Annotated in this window: 19 protein-coding genes; 9 read left to right on the forward strand and 10 right to left on the reverse strand. The window is 72.4% G+C overall.

Annotated elements, in window-relative coordinates; genetic code table 11:
• The first annotated feature begins 55 nt into the window (after window positions 1–55).
• A complete protein-coding gene (locus AB0C01_RS00975) occupies window positions 56–745 on the forward strand; it encodes a response regulator transcription factor (RefSeq protein WP_030489108.1) in 690 nt (229 codons plus the stop codon).
• A gap of 29 nt (window positions 746–774) precedes the next feature.
• Window positions 775–2,178: a HAMP domain-containing sensor histidine kinase gene (locus AB0C01_RS00980; RefSeq protein ID WP_357245390.1), complete on the forward strand. Its 1,404-nt coding sequence runs from the start codon at window positions 775–777 to the stop codon at window positions 2,176–2,178.
• A gap of 223 nt (window positions 2,179–2,401) precedes the next feature.
• Here AB0C01_RS00980 and AB0C01_RS00985 read toward each other — a convergent pair whose 3' ends face one another.
• Both AB0C01_RS00985 and AB0C01_RS00990 read right to left on the reverse strand, forming a co-directional pair.
• Window positions 2,402–3,421, reverse strand: coding sequence for an adenosine deaminase (locus AB0C01_RS00985; RefSeq protein WP_357569895.1), 1,020 nt, complete (start codon window positions 3,419–3,421; stop codon window positions 2,402–2,404).
• The gene (locus tag AB0C01_RS00990) at window positions 3,418–4,212 is read right to left on the reverse strand and encodes a trans-aconitate 2-methyltransferase (RefSeq protein ID WP_357569896.1); all 795 of its coding nucleotides are present in this window, start codon (window positions 4,210–4,212) and stop codon (window positions 3,418–3,420) included. Before AB0C01_RS00990 ends, AB0C01_RS00985 begins: the two co-directional genes overlap by 4 nt.
• An 82-nt stretch (window positions 4,213–4,294) precedes the next feature.
• On the opposite strand from AB0C01_RS00990, the gene AB0C01_RS00995 reads away from it, so the two are divergent.
• Window positions 4,295–5,278, forward strand: coding sequence for an aldo/keto reductase (locus tag AB0C01_RS00995; RefSeq protein WP_357245396.1), 984 nt, complete (start codon window positions 4,295–4,297; stop codon window positions 5,276–5,278).
• Window positions 5,279–5,363: 85 nt separating this feature from the next.
• Entirely contained in the window at window positions 5,364–5,558 is a 195-nt protein-coding gene (locus AB0C01_RS01000) for a hypothetical protein (protein WP_357569897.1), read from the forward strand.
• 126 nt (window positions 5,559–5,684) lie between these two features.
• Here the strand turns inward: AB0C01_RS01000 and AB0C01_RS01005 are convergent, their stop codons facing one another.
• The 7 genes from AB0C01_RS01005 to AB0C01_RS01035 all read right to left on the reverse strand — a co-directional run bounded on the left by AB0C01_RS01005 (window position 5,685) and on the right by AB0C01_RS01035 (window position 9,928).
• Window positions 5,685–5,888 (reverse strand): cold-shock protein, encoded by a 204-nt coding sequence (locus AB0C01_RS01005; protein WP_030338233.1) that lies wholly within the window; start codon window positions 5,886–5,888, stop codon window positions 5,685–5,687.
• 288 nt (window positions 5,889–6,176) lie between these two features.
• Window positions 6,177–6,449, reverse strand: coding sequence for a DUF4235 domain-containing protein (locus tag AB0C01_RS01010; RefSeq protein ID WP_357202603.1), 273 nt, complete (start codon window positions 6,447–6,449; stop codon window positions 6,177–6,179).
• The gene (locus AB0C01_RS01015; protein WP_357245400.1) at window positions 6,446–6,820 is read right to left on the reverse strand and encodes a DUF3618 domain-containing protein; all 375 of its coding nucleotides are present in this window, start codon (window positions 6,818–6,820) and stop codon (window positions 6,446–6,448) included. Before AB0C01_RS01015 ends, AB0C01_RS01010 begins: the two co-directional genes overlap by 4 nt.
• Complete coding sequence (locus AB0C01_RS01020) at window positions 6,817–7,251, reverse strand: phage holin family protein (RefSeq protein WP_357245402.1); 435 nt, start codon at window positions 7,249–7,251, stop codon at window positions 6,817–6,819. Before AB0C01_RS01020 ends, AB0C01_RS01015 begins: the two co-directional genes overlap by 4 nt.
• A 181-nt stretch (window positions 7,252–7,432) precedes the next feature.
• Complete coding sequence (locus AB0C01_RS01025; RefSeq protein ID WP_357245404.1) at window positions 7,433–8,620, reverse strand: mechanosensitive ion channel domain-containing protein; 1,188 nt, start codon at window positions 8,618–8,620, stop codon at window positions 7,433–7,435.
• A gap of 83 nt (window positions 8,621–8,703) precedes the next feature.
• Window positions 8,704–9,525, reverse strand: coding sequence for a DUF1206 domain-containing protein (locus tag AB0C01_RS01030; RefSeq protein WP_357245406.1), 822 nt, complete (start codon window positions 9,523–9,525; stop codon window positions 8,704–8,706).
• A gap of 58 nt (window positions 9,526–9,583) precedes the next feature.
• Window positions 9,584–9,928 carry a hypothetical protein gene (locus AB0C01_RS01035; RefSeq protein WP_357246159.1) on the reverse strand — a complete coding sequence of 115 codons (345 nt, stop codon included), beginning with the start codon at window positions 9,926–9,928 and terminating at the stop codon, window positions 9,584–9,586.
• 117 nt (window positions 9,929–10,045) lie between these two features.
• On the opposite strand from AB0C01_RS01035, the gene AB0C01_RS01040 reads away from it, so the two are divergent.
• Both AB0C01_RS01040 and AB0C01_RS01045 read left to right on the forward strand, forming a co-directional pair.
• Complete coding sequence (locus AB0C01_RS01040; protein ID WP_357245408.1) at window positions 10,046–11,272, forward strand: cysteine desulfurase-like protein; 1,227 nt, start codon at window positions 10,046–10,048, stop codon at window positions 11,270–11,272.
• Entirely contained in the window at window positions 11,269–11,556 is a 288-nt protein-coding gene (locus AB0C01_RS01045; RefSeq protein WP_357245410.1) for a GNAT family N-acetyltransferase, read from the forward strand. Before AB0C01_RS01040 ends, AB0C01_RS01045 begins: the two co-directional genes overlap by 4 nt.
• A 14-nt stretch (window positions 11,557–11,570) precedes the next feature.
• On the opposite strand, the gene AB0C01_RS01050 is transcribed toward AB0C01_RS01045, so the two are convergent.
• On the reverse strand, window positions 11,571–13,061 hold the full coding sequence (locus AB0C01_RS01050) for a glycoside hydrolase family 3 N-terminal domain-containing protein (protein WP_357569898.1): 1,491 nt from the start codon (window positions 13,059–13,061) through the stop codon (window positions 11,571–11,573).
• A 216-nt stretch (window positions 13,062–13,277) separates the two neighbouring features.
• On the opposite strand from AB0C01_RS01050, the gene AB0C01_RS01055 reads away from it, so the two are divergent.
• From AB0C01_RS01055 to AB0C01_RS01065, 3 genes are all read left to right on the forward strand, one after another.
• A complete protein-coding gene (locus AB0C01_RS01055; protein ID WP_255421242.1) occupies window positions 13,278–13,403 on the forward strand; it encodes a hypothetical protein in 126 nt (41 codons plus the stop codon).
• A gap of 99 nt (window positions 13,404–13,502) precedes the next feature.
• Window positions 13,503–14,453, forward strand: a complete 951-nt coding sequence (locus AB0C01_RS01060; RefSeq protein WP_357245415.1) for a TIGR03557 family F420-dependent LLM class oxidoreductase — start codon at window positions 13,503–13,505, stop codon at window positions 14,451–14,453.
• Between the two features lie 75 nt (window positions 14,454–14,528).
• Entirely contained in the window at window positions 14,529–16,160 is a 1,632-nt protein-coding gene (locus AB0C01_RS01065) for a RecQ family ATP-dependent DNA helicase (RefSeq protein WP_357245417.1), read from the forward strand.
• The last annotated feature ends 77 nt before the right edge of the window (window positions 16,161–16,237 follow it).

Here is a 16,237-nt window from a genome sequence, read left to right on the forward strand (position 1 = left end):
GCTCGCCGGGCACGCCGCAATGCGATCAACTTGCCAGGCCAAGTACGGTCTTGTCGTGGCCTCCGTGCTCCTGGTCGAAGACGATCACGTCGTACGCGGCGCGATGCTGCGGTCCCTCACCGACCGGGGGCACGCCGTGCACGCCGTGGGCACGGCGTTGGACGCTCTGCGTCGGGTCGCCGCGGAGACACCCGACCTGGTGGTGCTCGACCTCGGCCTGCCCGATCTGGACGGCTCGGACGCGCTGCGGATGCTGCGCGGCATCACCGACGTCCCGATCATCATCGCGACCGCCCGCGACGACGAGCAGTCGGTGGTCAAACTGCTGCGTGCCGGTGCCGACGACTACATGGTCAAGCCGTTCACCGGGGCGCACCTGGACGCGCGGATCACCACCGTGCTGCGGCGGGCCGGACGGGCCAGCCGGACGGTGCAGCCCGCGGTGCACAGCGTCGGCGGGCTGCGGGTGGACGTGGGCGAGCGCAGCGCCCAACTCGACGGGGAGCCGCTGGCGCTGACCCGCAAGGAATTCGACCTGTTGGCGTATCTCGCCGCACGACCTGGGCGGGTAGTGTCCCGCCGGGAACTCTTGGAGGAGGTATGGCGGCAGCCATCGGTCGGCGAGGATCAGACCATCGACGTTCACCTGTACTGGCTCCGCAGAAAGATGGGCGAGTCCGCGGCGAAGCCGCGCTACCTGCGCACCGTGCGGGGGGTCGGATTCCGGCTGGTGGCACCGGACTGAGGACGGCGCTGGCCCTGCTCACGGCCAGCATGTGCAGTCTCGTCGCGCTCGCGTTCCTGATCCCGCTCGGGCTCAGCCTGCGGGAGCAGAGCCGGGACGAGGCGATCGCCGACGCGGCCCGACGCAGCGCGTTGGTCACCGGCGCGCTGGCGGTGAGCACCGACCCGGCGGTCGTCGAGCGGGCCGTGGTGGCGAGCGCCGAGGGCGCGCCGACCCGGCCCGTGGTGCACGGTCTGGGTCTGGACGAGTCGGCCGGTCGAGCCACCGGCGGCGACCTGGACCGGGCCCGGGCCGACCGACGGTCGCGGGTCGTCGACGTGGACGGGGGCGTGATCCGGCTCGACCCGGTCGTTCTCGGTGACCGCACGGCCGTGGTCGAGGTGTTCCTTCCGGAGTCGACGCTGGGCGAGGGTGCCGGTGGCACCTGGCTGCTGCTGTTCGCGGTCGGCGCGGCGATGGCCGGCGCGGCGGTGCTGGTGGTCGACCGGGTCGCCGCCCGCGCGGTGGACTCGACCCGAGGTCTGGTCCGGGCCGCGCTGTCCATCGGCGACGGCGACCTGGGGGTGCGCGTCGAGCCGACCGGTCCGCGCGAGCTGGCCGAGGCCGGGTACGCCTTCAACCGGATGGCCGACCGGCTGGACGCGGCCCGCACCGACGAGCGGGAGCTGGTGGCTGATCTGTCGCATCGTCTGCGTACCCCGTTGACCGTGCTGCGCCTGGACGCGGAGGCGTTGGAGTCCGACGACACGAGCGTGGGGTCGTTCAGCCCGGCGGAGCTGGACCGGCTGCGCGGCATCCGGCGGATCCGGCAGGCGATCGTCACCCTGGAGGGTGAGATCGACGTGCTGATCAAGACGACCCGCAAGTCGGTGGCGCACGAGGCCGGGCCGGCGATGTGTGACGTCAGCGAGGTGGTCCGGGACCGGATGGTGTTCTGGGCGGCCCTCGCTGGCGACCAGAACCGACCACACCGGGTGAACGGCGCGCAACTGCGCATCCCCGCGCCGGTGCCCCGGGCCGAGTTGGCCGCCGCGCTGGACGCGGTGATCGGCAACGTCTTCCGGTACACCCCGCAGGGCACGGCGTTCGAGGTGGCCGTGTCGCGGCGCGACGGTTACGTGGCGATCCGGATCGACGACGCCGGCCCCGGCATCGCCAACCCGGACCGGGCGCTGCGACGGGGCACCAGTGACCAGGGCTCGACCGGGCTCGGCCTGGACATCGCCAAGCGGGTGGCGTTGCAGGCCAACGGGTCGGTGAGCATCGACCGGGCCCGGCTGGGCGGGGCCAGCGTGGTGATGCTCCTCGCCGATCCGGAGGCGACGCCGCGGCAGGTCAGCCGCTTCGGTCTGGTCGGACGGATGGCCCGCGACGCCCGGGACACCAAGGGTGCGGGACGGCGCTGGCCGCGTCAGCGTCCCACCGACGACTGACCGGGTTGTGGGCCGTCGCAAGTCTTCCTTAGATCGCGGTTAACGACCGGGCTGGACCGGCCACCAGCTGACAGGATCAGTACACGAACCCACCAGTTTCACCGGTCGTAGCGCGCCTCCGTGCACCCACGACCGGTGAAGCCGCGCGCGCGGCGGGAGTCTCAGGTCCCCCCACACCCACGCTCCCGCCGCGCGCCCCGCTCCTCCCGACCCGCCCCCTCGCTCAGCCGGCGGCGAGGTACGCGTCGATCTCGGCCGTGATCCGCTGCTTGCCGTCGGGGTCGAGGAAGGACGCGGTCACCGCGTTGCGGGCCAGTCCGGCCAGCCCCTCGGGGCCGACCCCGAGCAGGCGGGCCGCCACCGCGTACTCGTCGTTCAGGGTGGTGCCGAACATCGGCGGGTCGTCGGAGTTGATGGTGACCAGCAGCCCCGCCTCGACCAGCTTTGGCAGGGGGTGCTCGTCGAGGGTGGCCACCGCGCGGGTCCGGACGTTCGACGTCGGACAGATCTCCATGCCGATCTGCCGCTCGGCCAGGTACGCGAGCAGCTCCGGGTCCTGCGCGGCGGAGATGCCGTGCCCGATCCGCTCGGCGCCCAGCTCGTGCAGCGCGTCCCAGACGGTCTGCGGGCCGGTGGTCTCCCCCGCGTGCGGCACCGAACGCAGCCCGGCGGCGCGGGCCTGGTCGAAGTAGGGCCGGAACTGCGGCCGGGGTACCCCGATCTCCGGGCCACCCAGACCGAAGCTGACCAGCCCGTCCGGGCGCTCCTGAAGGGCGATGCGCAGCGTCTCCTCGGCCGCGGGCAGGCCCGCCTCGCCCGGGATGTCGAAGCACCAGCGCAGCTCGATGCCGAAGTCGGCCGTCGCGCGCTTGCGGGCGTCCTCGATCGCCTCGCAGAACGCCGGCGCGGGGATGCCCCGCCGCACGTGCGAGTACGGGGTGATCGTCAGCTCCGCGTAGCGGACCTGTTGGCGGGCCAGCTCCCGGGCCACCTCGTGGGTGAGGATCCAGACGTCCTCCGGGTCCCGGATGAGGTCCACGACGCTCAGGTAGACCTCGATGAAGTGCGCGAAGTCGCGGAACTTGAAGTAGTCGGCGAGCGCCTCCGGGTCGGCCGGCACGGGGGTGCGTCCCTCGTGGCGGGCGGCCAGCTCGGCGACGATCCGGGGCGAGGCGGAGCCGACGTGGTGCACGTGCAGCTCCACCTTGGGCAGGCCGGCGATGAAGGCGGACGGGTCGGTCACGGACTCTCCTCTGCACGGTCGCCGGTGCGGGCGACGACGAAGACGCGGCGGAACGGGAAGTACACCTGACCCTGCCGGACCGGGTAGGCGGCGGCGAGGCGTACCCCCAGCTCGGCCCGGAAGGCCGACCAGCCGGCGGCGTCCAGCGCGGCCCGGACCGGACGCAGCGCGGTGCCTTCCATCCAGGCCAGCACCGGGTGGTCGGCGGCGGGCCGGGCGGGCAGCAGGTGCACGTAGGTAGTCTCCCAGGCGTCCACCGCGCACCCGGCGGCGGTCAGCAGTGCCGCGTAGTCGGCCGGGTCGTCGACCGGGTCGGCGCGCAGCAGCGGGGCGATCTCGGCCCGCCAGGCCGGCCCGTCGGCGACCTGGCGCAACGCCCGGTGGGAGGCGGCGGTGAAGTTGCCGGGGACCTGCATGGCGAGCCACGCGCCGGCGGGCAGCTCGGTGGCCCAGCGACGCAGCAGCTCCTGGTGGCCGGGCACCCACTGGAGCGCCGCGTTGCTGACCACCACGTCCTCGTCACCGGTGGGCCGCCAGTCGCGCAGGTCGGCGACGGCGAAGTCGACGGGGGCGCCGAGGGCGGCGGCTCGGTCGATCATCTCGGGCGAGGAGTCCAGGCCGCGTACCCGGCTCGCCGGCCAGCGTTCGGCGAGGGTGGCGGTGAGCTGGCCGGGGCCGCAGCCGAGGTCGACGATCGTCCGGGGCCGGTCGGCCGGGATCCGCGCGACCAGGTCGTGGAACGGCCGGGATCGCTCGTCGCCGTAGCGCAGGTAGGTCGTCGGGTCCCACATCACTGCCTCCCAAACCGTACGTCCGTCTTGTTAGCGTACGGCTCCCGTGGCAGGCCGGCAACCCGATCACTAGGCTCGGGGTATGGAACAGCGCAGCTTCAACCGGCTCGGCCGGACCGTCGGAGCGGTCGGCCTGGGCGCCTGGCAACTCGGCGCAGACTGGGGCACCGTCAGCGAGGCCGACGCGATGGCGGTGCTCGCCGCCGCCGTGGACGACGGGGTCACCTTCCTCGACACCGCCGACGTGTACGGCGACGGCCGCAGCGAGCAGCTGATCGGCCGCTTCCTGCGCACCCGACCCGACGCCGGGCTGACCGTCGCCACCAAGATGGGCCGTCGCGTCGAGCAGCGGCCGGAGGCGTACACCCTGGACAACTTCCGGCAGTGGACCGACCGGTCCCGAGCCAACCTGGGCGTGGACACCCTGGACCTGGTCCAGCTGCACTGCCCACCCACCGCCGTCTTCTCCTCCGACGAGGTCTTCGACGGCCTGGACACCCTCGTCGCCGAGAAGGCCATCGCCGGGTACGGCGTCAGCGTCGAGACCTGCGACCAGGCCCTCACCGCGATCGCCCGGCCAGGGGTGGCGAGCGTGCAGATCATCCTCAACGCGGTCCGCCACAAGCCCCTGGAGCGTGTCCTCCCGGCGGCCGCCGCGGCCGGCGTGGGCATCATCGCCCGGGTGCCGCTGGCCAGCGGCCTGCTCTCCGGCCGCTACGACGAGCACACCGAGTTCCCCGCCGACGACCACCGCAACTACAACCGGCACGGCGCGGCCTTCGACGTCGGGGAGACGTTCTCCGGGGTCGACTACGAGCGGGGCCTGGCCGCCGTACGCCGGCTGGCGCCGCTCGTCGACGCGGACCGCACGATGGCGCAGTTCGCCCTGCGCTGGGTGCTGGACCAGCCGGGCGTCACCGTCGTCATCCCCGGCGCCCGCGACGCGGAGCAGGCCCGGCGCAACGCCCAGACGGCGGCCCTGTCGCCGCTCACCGACGGCCAACTGGCCGCCGTCCGCGAGATCTACGACGAGCTGATCCGCCCGCAGGTGCACGACCGCTGGTGACTGGCACGCCCGGGCTCGCGCCGCGCAGTCCGAGCGGCGATGCTGGAGGACGACGCGCCGCTCCGGGCGGCGGAGAGGGGATGCGATGAGGGGTTGGCTTCCGCTCACCCTCGGCCTGTTGGCCGTGGTGATCGGTGCGGTGTGGACGGTGCAGGGCCTCGGCTACGTCAGCGGCAGCGTCATGACCGACGAGAAGATCTGGGCGGTGATCGGTCCGCTGGTGACGTTGGCCGGGCTGGTGGTGCTCTGGCTCGGCCTGCGCTCACGCCGCCGGAACTGACCCACCGGTCCACACTGGCGTCCGACCGCAGCAAGGACGAAGCCCCGTATCCCGGACGGGATACGGGGCTTCGCAAACGACCCGGACCGGATCGTCCCCCTGGCCGGCCGGAGCCGACCAGCTCACTCAGATGGGACGGACCTGCTCGGCCTGCGGGCCCTTCTGACCCTGTGCAATCTCGAACTCCACCCGCTGGTTCTCCTCCAGCGAGCGGTAGCCGCTGGTCTGGATGGCCGAGAAGTGGACGAACACGTCAGCACCCCCACCATCGACGGTGATGAAGCCGAAGCCCTTGTCAGCGTTGAACCACTTCACGGTTCCCTGAGCCATGTGTATCTCCTTCTAAAAACTGGTGGCCGTGCACGCCGTCCGGCCATTTGGCCGTTTTCGAGCAGCGGCGTCTGAGGCGGCCCCACGAAGGAGACTTCTCTCAACCCACGCCATCTCGCAACAGCGTGGACCAGCAAATCACGGAGGCAAAAAGTCTGTCACGACCTCTCCGACGAATTTCTCCGACATGTGACCTGACGGATGCCTCAGTTGCGCTGGGCGGCGTCCGAAGCCATGCGAAAGCCCCCTTCCCATCGATGCGGGAAGAGGGCTGACGTCACCGGGTGGTCAGTCCGGCCAGCTGCCGGTCATCCGGCGGACGCCGACCGCACCGCCCCGGTCCACAGCGGCCCGGACGACCGCGAAGATGGCCCCCTGCAACGCCGCGGCTGCGAGGATCTCGCCCCAGCCGCGATCCTCGTCGGTGGCGTTGGGCGCCTCACCATCGCCCGCGGTGACCTTCCAGACCTGCCGGAAGATCGCCCCGGCCACCGTGCCCGCGGCGATACCCAACAGCACGCCGACCGGCCGGTACGCGACCCTGCCGATTTTCTTGCTCACCGACGCCTCCCCCGCACGATCATCAACACCACCACGGTGGCCACCGCACCCGCGGCGACGACCGCCCACGGCATCGGGTTGCGGCGTACCAACTCGCCCTTGTCGTACGCCTGCGCGCGCACCAACCCGCCCTTCTCGTAGGCCTGTGCCCGCGCCATCCCGGCGCCCCGCACGGCCTGCCCGCGAACCCGGGCGACGGTCTGCGCCGCCTGCTCGCGCATCCGCTCCTTCGCCTGCTCGGCGGACTCCTTCAGGCGGGCCTTGACGTCGGCCTTGGCGGCCAACGCCTCCATCGTCTCGCCCAACTCGACCCGGGTACGACGGATCTCCTCGCGGAGGGCCTCCGTGTCCCCGGTCCCGTTGCCCGTCATTGCCGCCCCCTGTCCTTCACCGCGGCGGTGACGGTGTCCACGTCGGCCCGGAGGCTGCGGACCGTGGCCGCCGGCATCGGCGGAACGGCCCGACTGACCTGCTTCTTGCCCACCAGGGCGAGAATGCCGGCCACCAGGAAGCAGGCCACCGCCACGATCAGCGCGGCGGCCCAGGCGGGCAGCACCAGGTCGAGCAGCAGGATCGCCGTGGCGACAAGCGCGCCCAGGCCGAAGAACGCCAGCGCGCCACCGCCGCCGAACAGGCCGATCCCGATGCCCGCGTGTTTGCCCTTCTGGGTCAACTCCGCCCGGGCCAGCGTCAGTTCGTCCCGTACCAGACGGGAGATCTGCTCGGTGGCCCGCTGCACCAACTCGGCGGTGGAGGGCTCGCTCCCGTTGTGGGATGTGCGGGCGTTCGCCACGTCAGCCATGCTGTCCTCCTTTCCCTATCACCGCGCTGTATGCCCGGAGTTGCCGCCCGTCAATCCTAAAACGCGACGAGCGGCCCACCGTTCCCGTTGTCCGGACGCCGCGCCGAAGAGTCGGCTCAACCGATCACGCCAGAGACGTCCGGCAGCACATCCCCCGCCCAAGCCCGACCAAACCTCGCGGTCAGGTGCGGGCTTCCTCGGGACCCACGAAGGCCTCGCTGCGGGCGTCGCCGTCGTCGCTGCCGCCGAAGACGCGGGCGTCGTCAGGCGCCTCGGTGTCGGCCGGGCGGCGTGCCGGTCGCCTCGGCTGCACCCACTGCCAGGGCAGGTTGCTGGTGGCGTCGCCCAGCTCGGTGCGTACCCGGGGCATGGCCGTCGGGCGGTTGTCCCGGATCCAGCCGACCAGGTGCTCCCGGACGAGGCAGCGCAGGTCCCACAGACTGCCCGCGTCGGCGGCGCTGACCAGAGCCCGCATCCGGACCATCCCGCCGGTGGCGTCGGTGACCTGCAGGACGCAGACCCGCCCGTCCCACAGGTCGGTGCCCTCGACCAGCCGGCGCAGTTCCTCGCGCATGGTCTGCACCGGCACCGCCCAGTCGACGTCGAACTCGGCGGTGCCGAGCACCGCCGCCTCGGTACGGGTCCAGTTCTGGAAGGGCTTGCTGGTGAAGTACGAGGTGGGCAGGATCAACCGGCGGTCGTCCCAGATCTGCACCACGACGTAGCTGAGGGTCAACTCCTCGATCCGACCCCACTCCCCCTCGACGACGACCACGTCGTCGAGCCGGACGGCGTCGCTGAAGGCGAGTTGGAGGCCGGCGAAGACGTTGCCGAGCAGGCTCTGCGCGGCGAGCGCGGCCACCACACCCACCACCCCGGCGGAGGTCAGCACACCGGCGCCGATGCCCCGCACGGCGGGGAAGGTCATCAGCATCACGCCGACGGTCAGGATGACGATCACCGCGATGGTCAGCCGGCGCAGCATCACCACCTGGGTCCGGACCCGCCGGGCGTGCCGATTGTCCGGTACGTCGACCCGGAACCGGGCCAGCGCGGTGTCCTCCACGACGACCAGCAAGGAGGCGACGAGCCACGCCGTGGTGGCGATGACGCCGAGGATGAGCAGGTGCAGCAGCAGCCGCCGCCAGCTCTCGCCGACCGCGTACCCGGTGCTGAAGCGGACGGCGAACTGCACGGCGACGACCACGCCGGCGACCTGGAACGGGCGGTGCGAGTGATCGGTCAACTCGGTCAACAGCAGTGACCGGCGGCCGAACCGCCGGGTGAGTCGGTGGACGATCTCCACCAGGAACAGGGCGACCGCCGCCGCGACGAGCGCGGCGACGGCCGTTTCGAGATAGTTCTGCACGGCTTGGATGCTTCCCTTCGACCAGGCGTCGGGCACTCCGGGCAAAAGCCCAAGAGTGCCCGACAACCCGGATATCGACCAGCTCAGACCTTGCGGTACCGGGACTGGAGGAAGCAGAAGACGCCGAAGGCGGCGATGCCCAAGGCGACGAGGGTCAGCAGGAACACGCCGTACGACTGCTCGCGCAGCAGGTGCAGGGCGGCGTCCAGACCACGGGCCTTCTCCGGGTCGTAGTTGACCGCCGCCACGATGATCAGCAGACCGGCGATGCCGTACGCGACGCCCTTGGCGATGTAGCCGGCCATGCCCAGCCGACGGGCCAGCGTACGGGTCTTGGCGCTCATCTCGCCGGTCTTCAGGTGCTTCTCGAACCGCTTGACCGCCCCGTAGATCACCAGTCCGACACCGATCGCGGCGAGCACCAGCCCGGCCAGGCCGACCAGCCAACGGCCGCCGCTGGAGGTCATCAACTTGCCGGTCAACGCCTCCTGCTGGTCGGCGCTGTTCGACCCGACATCCTTGAAGACCTTGAAGGCGGTCCAGGCGAAGTAGAGGTAGACGATCGTCCGGCCGGCCGAGGCGAGTCGCTCGGTGACCCGCTCCTTGCCACGCTCGGCGCGGTGCCCGACCGCCGCCTCCAGCGCCTGCCAGATCGCCATGGCGAGCAGGCCGACCGCGACGGCGATCACCAGGAACTTGCCCAGGGGCTGTTCGGAGAGGGTGCGCAGCGCGCCGGACTGGTCGCCGTCGTCGGACGACGTGCCGAACGCGATCTGCAACGCCAGCCAGGCGAAGAGGAGGTGGACGATGCCGTAGCCGACGAAGCCGGCCCGGGCGAGGACTTCCAGCCACCGGCTGTCCGCCGTACGGGAGGCGGTGGCTTCGGCGCTACGGGTGAGTGACATGGCGTCACAATCTCCGATTTCGAAGATTCCCAAACGTCGGCCACCGCCACCCGCCAGGTCAGCTACCCGGGTTGCGCGACACGCGAATCTTGACCTGCTGGTCGGTCACGCTGTCCAGGGTGACCGCGAAGCCACCGGCCTCGGCGGCCTGCTGGCCGGTGGTGAGGGTGAGCTGCTCACCGGCGACCTCGACGGTCACCTGGTCACCCTCGGCGCCGACCAGCTTGGCCTCGATGCCGAAGATGGTGGCGCTCGCGTCGACGCCCCGCTCGAAGGTGACCGTGCAGGCGTCCAGTCCGCAGTCGGTGGAGGCGCCCTGGGAGCTGCACCCGGCGAGCACGGCGAGGCCGAGCGCCAGACCGGCGAAGAGACCGGCGACGCGACGGACGGGGGGAATGGGCATGGTGGCGGGTCGGTTCGTCACCTCGCCAAGAGTACGAGACATCCGCGACGCCCCGCCCCCTGGTGATCCACCCGCCGGCCGAGGGGGGCAGCGGGAGCACCGGCTAGGGTCCGGGACATGCCGTTCGACATCGCCCGTACCCGGGCCGCGTACCCCGCCCTGACCGAGGGCTTCGTCCACTTCGACGGTGCCGGGGGCACCCAGACCGCGATCGGTGTGATCGACGCGGTCACCGACGCCATGCGGACGGCGGTCGGCAACCGCACTGCCGCCAACGTAGCGGGTCGCCGGTCGTTGGAGCTGGTGGCCGAGGCCCGCTCGGCGGTGGCCGACCTGCTCGGCGCCGACCCGGCCGGGGTGGTGCTCGGCCCGAGTGCCACCGCGCTGACGTACACGCTGGCCCGCACGCTCGGCGCGACCTGGCGCCCCGGTGACGAGGTGGTGGTCTCCCGGCTCGACCACGACGCGAACGTCCGGCCGTGGGTGCAGGCGGCCGAGGCGGCCGGCGCGACCGTGCGCTGGGCCGAGGTCGACCGGCACACCGGCGAGCTGCCCGCCGCCCAGTACACCGACCTGGTCGGCGAGCGGACCCGGCTGGTCGCGGTGACCGCCGGCAGCAACGCCATCGGCACCGTGCCGGACGTGCCGGCGATCGCCAAGATCGCGCACGCGGTCGGCGCGCTGGTCTGCGTCGACGGGGTGCACTCGGTTCCGCACGGGCCGACCGACCTGGCCTCGCTCGGCGCCGACGTGCTGGTCACCAGCGCGTACAAGTGGTCCGGTCCGCACCTGGCGGCGATGGTGGCCGACCCGGCCCGGTGGGCGGCGCTGCGCCCGGCGAAGCTGGTGCCGTCCTCCGACGCGGTGCCGGACCGGTTCGAGTACGGCACCCCCAGCTTCCCGCTGCTGGCCGGCGTGACCGCCGCGGTGGACCACCTGGCGGGGCTGGACCCGGACGCGGTCGGCGACCGGCGGGCGCGGCTGCGCGCCGGGCTGGCCGCCGCCCAGGCGCACGAGGAGGCGCTGCTGGACCGGCTGCTCGCCGGGCTGGCGCAACGCCCGGCGATCACCGTCTACGGCTCGCCGGCCCGGCGCTGCCCGACGGTGTCGTTCCGCGTCGCCGGGGTGTCACCGGCGGCCACCCAGGAGGCGCTGGGCGCCGCCGGGTTCTGCCTCTCCGTCGGCGACTACTACGCCTACGAGTACTTCCAGCTGATGGGCCTGCGCGACAGCGGCGGCGCGGTGCGGGCCAGCATCTACCACTACAACACCGCCGACGAGGTGGACCTGTTGCTCGGCGAACTGGACGCGGTGGCCGCCGGCGCGGGGAGAATGGCCGGATGAGCACCCTGGTCGAGGACAACCCGGCGAAGCACCGCTTCGAGATCCTGGTCGACGACGCGCTGGCCGGCTTCACCGCGTACCTGATGCGCGGGGAGGTCCTGGTCTTCACGCACACCGAGGTGGACCGGGGCTTCCAGGGCAGGGGCGTGGGCGGCGCGTTGATCCGGGGCACCCTGGACCAGGTCCGCGCCCGAGGCGGCACGGTGGTGCCGCAGTGCCCGTTCATGGCCGCGTTCATCGACAAGCACCCCGAGTACGCCGACCTGGTCGCCGACCTGCCGTAGGCGGGCCGGTCGGCTCAGCGGGCTCCGGTCAACACCTCGGCGGCGGCCCGGCCACTGGCCCGGGTGGCGCCGTGGGTGGCCAGGTGCACCGCCCCGGTGACCACCTCGGGCACGCCCAGCTCGACCACGACCGCGTCCGGCCGGGCGGCGAGGGCGCGTTGCACGGCGGATCGCATCCACTCGTGCCGGTGCAGATCACGGACCACCAGGACCAGCGGGCGGGTCCCCGCCCCGGCAGCCGGGTCGGCCGGCACGTCGGGTTCGGCGTAGCGGACCGTGCTCGTGCCGGGCAGCAGCTCGCCCAGCGGTGCGCCGATGCCCCACGGGGTCTCCGCGCCGATGGCGATGTTGCGCATCGGCTCGAACTCGACGACGTGCGCCGCGCGGGTCAACGGCAGCGCGTCCGGCGCGGTCCCGGTGGCGGTGATCCGGACGGCCCGACGGGCGGCGACGAGCCCGACGTCGGCGGCGTCGCGTGCTCCGGCCAGGCCGGTGGTGCGGGCGGCCATCGTCCAGGCGGCGAGTTGGCCGACGCGCTTGGCCGCCTCGGCCAGGCGTTCCTCGGGCAGCTCACCGGAGACGACCGCGGCCACGATGGCGTCGCGCAGTTCGCGGGCCGCCTGCTCGTCGGACCGTTCGCCGCCGACGCAGATCGCGTCGGCCCCGGCGGCGAGGGCGCGGACCGTCGCCCCGGCGAAGCCATACCGGTCGGCGACCGCGCGCATCTCCACCGCGTCGGTCACCACCACCCCGGAGAAGCCCATCTCGTCGCGGAGCAGCCCGCCCAGGATGCGCTGACTCAGGGTGGCCGGCAGCCGCGGGTCGAGCGCGGGCACCAGCAGATGGCCGGTCATCACCGCCTGCACCCCGGCCGCGACGGCGGCCCGGAACGGGACCAACTCGCAGGTGTCCAGCCGCTCCCGGTCGGCGGTGATCCGGGGCAGGTCGTGGTGGGAGTCGACGCGGGTGTCGCCGTGCCCGGGGAAGTGCTTCGCGCAGGCCGCCACCCCGCCGGCCTGGAGCCCGCGAACCCAGGCGGCGGTGTGCCGCGCGACCAACGCCGGGTCGGCGCCGAACGAGCGGACGCCGATCACCGGGTTCGCCGGGTTGGAGTTGACGTCGGCGTCCGGGGCGTAGTTGAGGGTGACCCCCGCCGCGGCCAGCTCGACGCCGAGGTCCCGGGCGACCGCCTCGGTCAACTCGGGGTCGTCGACCACTCCGAGGGCGAAGTTGCCGGGCCGGGAGCTGCCCTGGACCGACTCCAGCCGGGTGACGTCGCCGGCCTCCTCGTCGATCGCCACGATGACGTCCGGACGCTCGGCGCGCAGCGTCGCGGTGAGCGTCGCCACCTGCTCGGGGTCGACGACGTTGCGGGCGAAGAGCACCACCGAGCCGAGGCCCTCGCCGAGCCAGCGGCACACCCAGGGTGGCGGGGTGATGCCCACGAACCCGGGCTGGAGGACGGCGGCGGCGAGGGCCGGGAGGTGCCCGGTGGGAGTGGTCACGCCACCCCCTCCTGGCGCTCGGCGTCGATCACCGGCGTCGGTACGCCCCCGTCGGCCCACTGGTTGCGCTCGCTCATGCGGCCCCCGTACCCCATCTCTCGCGCGCCCTCGGCGCACCGCCACCGGCAGGCGGTCCTGCCATGGTCACACTGAGCGATTCAATAGTCAATAAACCTTACAGTTGCCCGGCGGCCCGCTCCCGGGGAGAGTGCGGGGATGGACCCCGCCCTGCTGGCCGACGCGACGAGCCCGGCCGACATCCCCGGCGTACGCCTGCTCGGCCTGGTGGTCGGCGCCCTGCTGCTGCTCGCCGCGATCCGGGCGATGTTCGGCCGGCGCTGAGCGCCCCGCACCGCGCGCCCGGCCCGGCGCGTCGGGTGTGGCCGACCACGACCGGGGTACGGCTTCCCCATCAGCAGGTACGCGCCGAAGGGGAGAGCCATGAAGATCGGATATTTTCTGTCCAGTGAGGAGTTCACGCCGGCCGAGCTGCTGGAGCAGGCGCGCGGTGCCGAACGCGCCGGCTTCGAGGCGCTGTGGATCTCCGACCACTACCACCCCTGGGTGGACGCGCAGGGCCAGAGCCCGTTCGTCTGGTCGATGATCGGCGCGCTCAGCCAGGTCTGTTCCCTGCCGGTGACCACCGCCGTGACCTGCCCGACGGTACGGATCCACCCGGCCGTGATCGCCCAGGCGGCGGCGACCAGCGCGGTGCTGCACGGCGGGCGTTTCGTGCTCGGCGTCGGCACCGGCGAGGCCCTCAACGAGCACATCTTCGGCGACGCCTGGCCGCAGGCCGACGTCCGGCTGGAGATGCTGGAGGAGGCCGTCGAGGTGCTGCGCAAGCTGTGGGACGGCGGCTTCGTCAACCACCGCGGCACGCACTACACCGTGGAGAACGCCCGGATCTACACGCTGCCCGACACCCCACCGTCGATCTACGTCTCCGGCTTCGGACCGAAGGCCATCGACCTGGCCGCCCGGATCGGCGACGGCTACGTGAGCACCATGCCCGACGGCGACATGGTCCGGCGCTTCCGCGAGAACGGCGGCGGCGACAAGCCGTGCCAGGCCGGGTTCAAGGCGGCGTACGCCGACAGCGAGGACGAGGGCGTCCGCATCGCGTACGAGCGCTGGCCCAACGCCGGGGTGCCGGGCGAGTTGTCCCAGGTGCTGCCCTCGCCGCGACACTTCGAGCAGGCCGCCGAGCTGGTCAAGCCGGAGATGGTCAAGGAGGCGTTCGTCTGCGGCAACAGCGTCGACGCGCACCTGGAGATGATCGACAAGTACGCCAAGGCCGGCTTCGACGAGATCTACGTCGCCAACACCGGCCCGCACTACCAGGGCCTTTTCGACCTCTACCAGCGCGAGGTGCTGCCCCGGCTGCGCTGAGCCCGGGATCAGACGAGCCCATGATCGTCCGGGATGCGTTTCGGCGGTCATGGGCTCGGGTACCTCCGGCCCTCGATGAAACTGTCCACGCACTCGATGACGTTGCGCCGCGCGGCCCGCAGCCTTTTCGGCTGGAAGGCGCTGCGGCCCAACCAACTGGCCGCCATGCGCGCGGTCATGAAGCGACGCGACGCCCTGGTGGTGTTGCCCACCGGCGCCGGCAAGTCGGCCATCTACCAGATCCCGGCCAGCCTGATCCCCGGCCCCACCGTGGTGATCTCCCCGCTGCTGGCCCTCCAGCAGGACCAGATCGCCTCGCTCAACGAGCGGCAACGTCCGGAGCTGCGGGCGGTGCGGATCAGCTCGAACGAGTCGCCCAGCCAACAGGCCCAGGCGATCACCGAGGTCCGCGAGGGCCGGGCGGAGTTCCTGTTCATCACGCCGGAGCAGCTGAGCAACCCGGACCGGATGGCGGAGGTCGCCGCGCTGAAACCGGCGCTGGTGGCGATCGACGAGGCGCACTGCATCTCGGCCTGGGGGCACGACTTCCGGCCCGACTACCTGGCGCTCGGGCACCTGATCGACGGCATCGGCCGGCCGCCGGTGGTCGCGCTGACCGCCACCGCGTCCCCGCCGGTACGCGACGACATCATCGCCCGGCTGCGGCTGCGCGACCCGGAGGTGGTGGTCTCCGGGCTGGACCGGCCCAACCTGTTCATCGAGGTGGCACACTGCCCCGCCGAGGACTACCGGTGGCGGCGCCTGATGACGCTGCTGCGCGACGAGGGGCGGCCGGGAATCATCTACGTGCCGACCCGCCGCGCCGCCGAGGAACTGGCCACCCGGTTGACCGACGCCGACTTCCCGGCGCAGTTCTACCACGGTGGGATGCCGGCCGGCGCGCGCGCCGAGCTGCACGAGGCGTTCCTCGCCGACCAGGTCCCCATCATGGTGGCGACCTCGGCGTTCGGCATGGGCATCGACAAGCCGAACATCGCCTGGGTGGTGCACATGGCACTGCCCGACTCGCCGGACAGCTACTTCCAGGAGATCGGCCGGGCCGGCCGCGACGGGCAGCCGGCCCGGGTGCTGCTGCTCTGGCGGGCCGAGGACGTCGGCCTGCAACGCTTCTTCAGTGGCGGCCTGCCGGACGCGGACGAGCTGCGGGACCTGGCCGCACTGCTGCGCAAGAAGCCGGCCACCAAGACCGAGCTGCGCGAGACCACCGGCCTCGGGCCGCGCAAGCTGGGCCAGTACCTCTCCCTGCTGGAGCAGATCGGCGCGGCCGAGCCGCGGGCCCGGCAGCGCATCGGCGCCCCGCGCTACTCCCCCGCCGCGACCGAGGCCGCCGCGGCGGCGGTGGCCGAGGCGGAGCGCCAGCAGACGGTGACCCGGTCCCGCACCGACATGATGCGGGCCTTCGCCGAGACCAACGCGTGTCGGATGCAGACCCTGCTCGCCTACTTCGGTGAGCAGATGACCGAGGTCTGCGGGCACTGCGACAACTGCCACGCCGGCACCAGCGTCGCCGACCAGGGCGCGGTCGGGCCGTTCCCGGTGCACAGCCACGTGCGTCACCCGGAGTGGGGAAGCGGCATGGTGCTCTCCTACGAGGAGGACAAGATGACTGTTCTCTTCGACGAGGTCGGTTACAAGACGTTGTCGGTGCGCGTGGTGTCCGAACAGGGCCTGCTGACCCTGGACTAGCCTGACCCGGGCGCCGCCGCGCGCCCGGTGGATCCACCAGACAGAGCACCGATTGATCAAGTAGAGCAGGGCGGAAG

The sequence above is a fragment of the Micromonospora sp. NPDC048905 genome, from assembly GCF_040649655.1.
In the GTDB taxonomy this organism is placed as follows: Bacteria; Actinomycetota; Actinomycetes; order Mycobacteriales; family Micromonosporaceae; genus Micromonospora.

Bases quoted from the DNA above. Each gene is read 5' to 3' on its own strand.
- AB0C01_RS01005 (WP_030338233.1), bottom strand. From the start codon at position 5,888: ATGGCTCAGGGAACCGTGAAGTGGTTCAACGCTGACAAGGGCTTCGGC.
- AB0C01_RS01020 (WP_357245402.1), bottom strand. From the start codon at position 7,251: ATGGCTGACGTGGCGAACGCCCGCACATCCCACAACGGGAGCGAGCCC.
- AB0C01_RS01030 (WP_357245406.1), bottom strand. From the start codon at position 9,525: ATGTCACTCACCCGTAGCGCCGAAGCCACCGCCTCCCGTACGGCGGAC.
- AB0C01_RS01045 (WP_357245410.1), top strand. From the start codon at position 11,269: ATGAGCACCCTGGTCGAGGACAACCCGGCGAAGCACCGCTTCGAGATC.
- AB0C01_RS01035 (WP_357246159.1), bottom strand. From the start codon at position 9,928: ATGCCCATTCCCCCCGTCCGTCGCGTCGCCGGTCTCTTCGCCGGTCTG.
- AB0C01_RS01060 (WP_357245415.1), top strand. From the start codon at position 13,503: ATGAAGATCGGATATTTTCTGTCCAGTGAGGAGTTCACGCCGGCCGAG.
- AB0C01_RS01000 (WP_357569897.1), top strand. From the start codon at position 5,364: ATGAGGGGTTGGCTTCCGCTCACCCTCGGCCTGTTGGCCGTGGTGATC.
- AB0C01_RS01065 (WP_357245417.1), top strand. From the start codon at position 14,529: ATGAAACTGTCCACGCACTCGATGACGTTGCGCCGCGCGGCCCGCAGC.
- AB0C01_RS00995 (WP_357245396.1), top strand. From the start codon at position 4,295: ATGGAACAGCGCAGCTTCAACCGGCTCGGCCGGACCGTCGGAGCGGTC.
- AB0C01_RS01015 (WP_357245400.1), bottom strand. From the start codon at position 6,820: ATGACGGGCAACGGGACCGGGGACACGGAGGCCCTCCGCGAGGAGATC.
- AB0C01_RS01040 (WP_357245408.1), top strand. From the start codon at position 10,046: ATGCCGTTCGACATCGCCCGTACCCGGGCCGCGTACCCCGCCCTGACC.
- AB0C01_RS01055 (WP_255421242.1), top strand. From the start codon at position 13,278: ATGGACCCCGCCCTGCTGGCCGACGCGACGAGCCCGGCCGACATCCCC.
- AB0C01_RS00980 (WP_357245390.1), top strand. From the start codon at position 775: ATGTGCAGTCTCGTCGCGCTCGCGTTCCTGATCCCGCTCGGGCTCAGC.
- AB0C01_RS00990 (WP_357569896.1), bottom strand. From the start codon at position 4,212: ATGTGGGACCCGACGACCTACCTGCGCTACGGCGACGAGCGATCCCGG.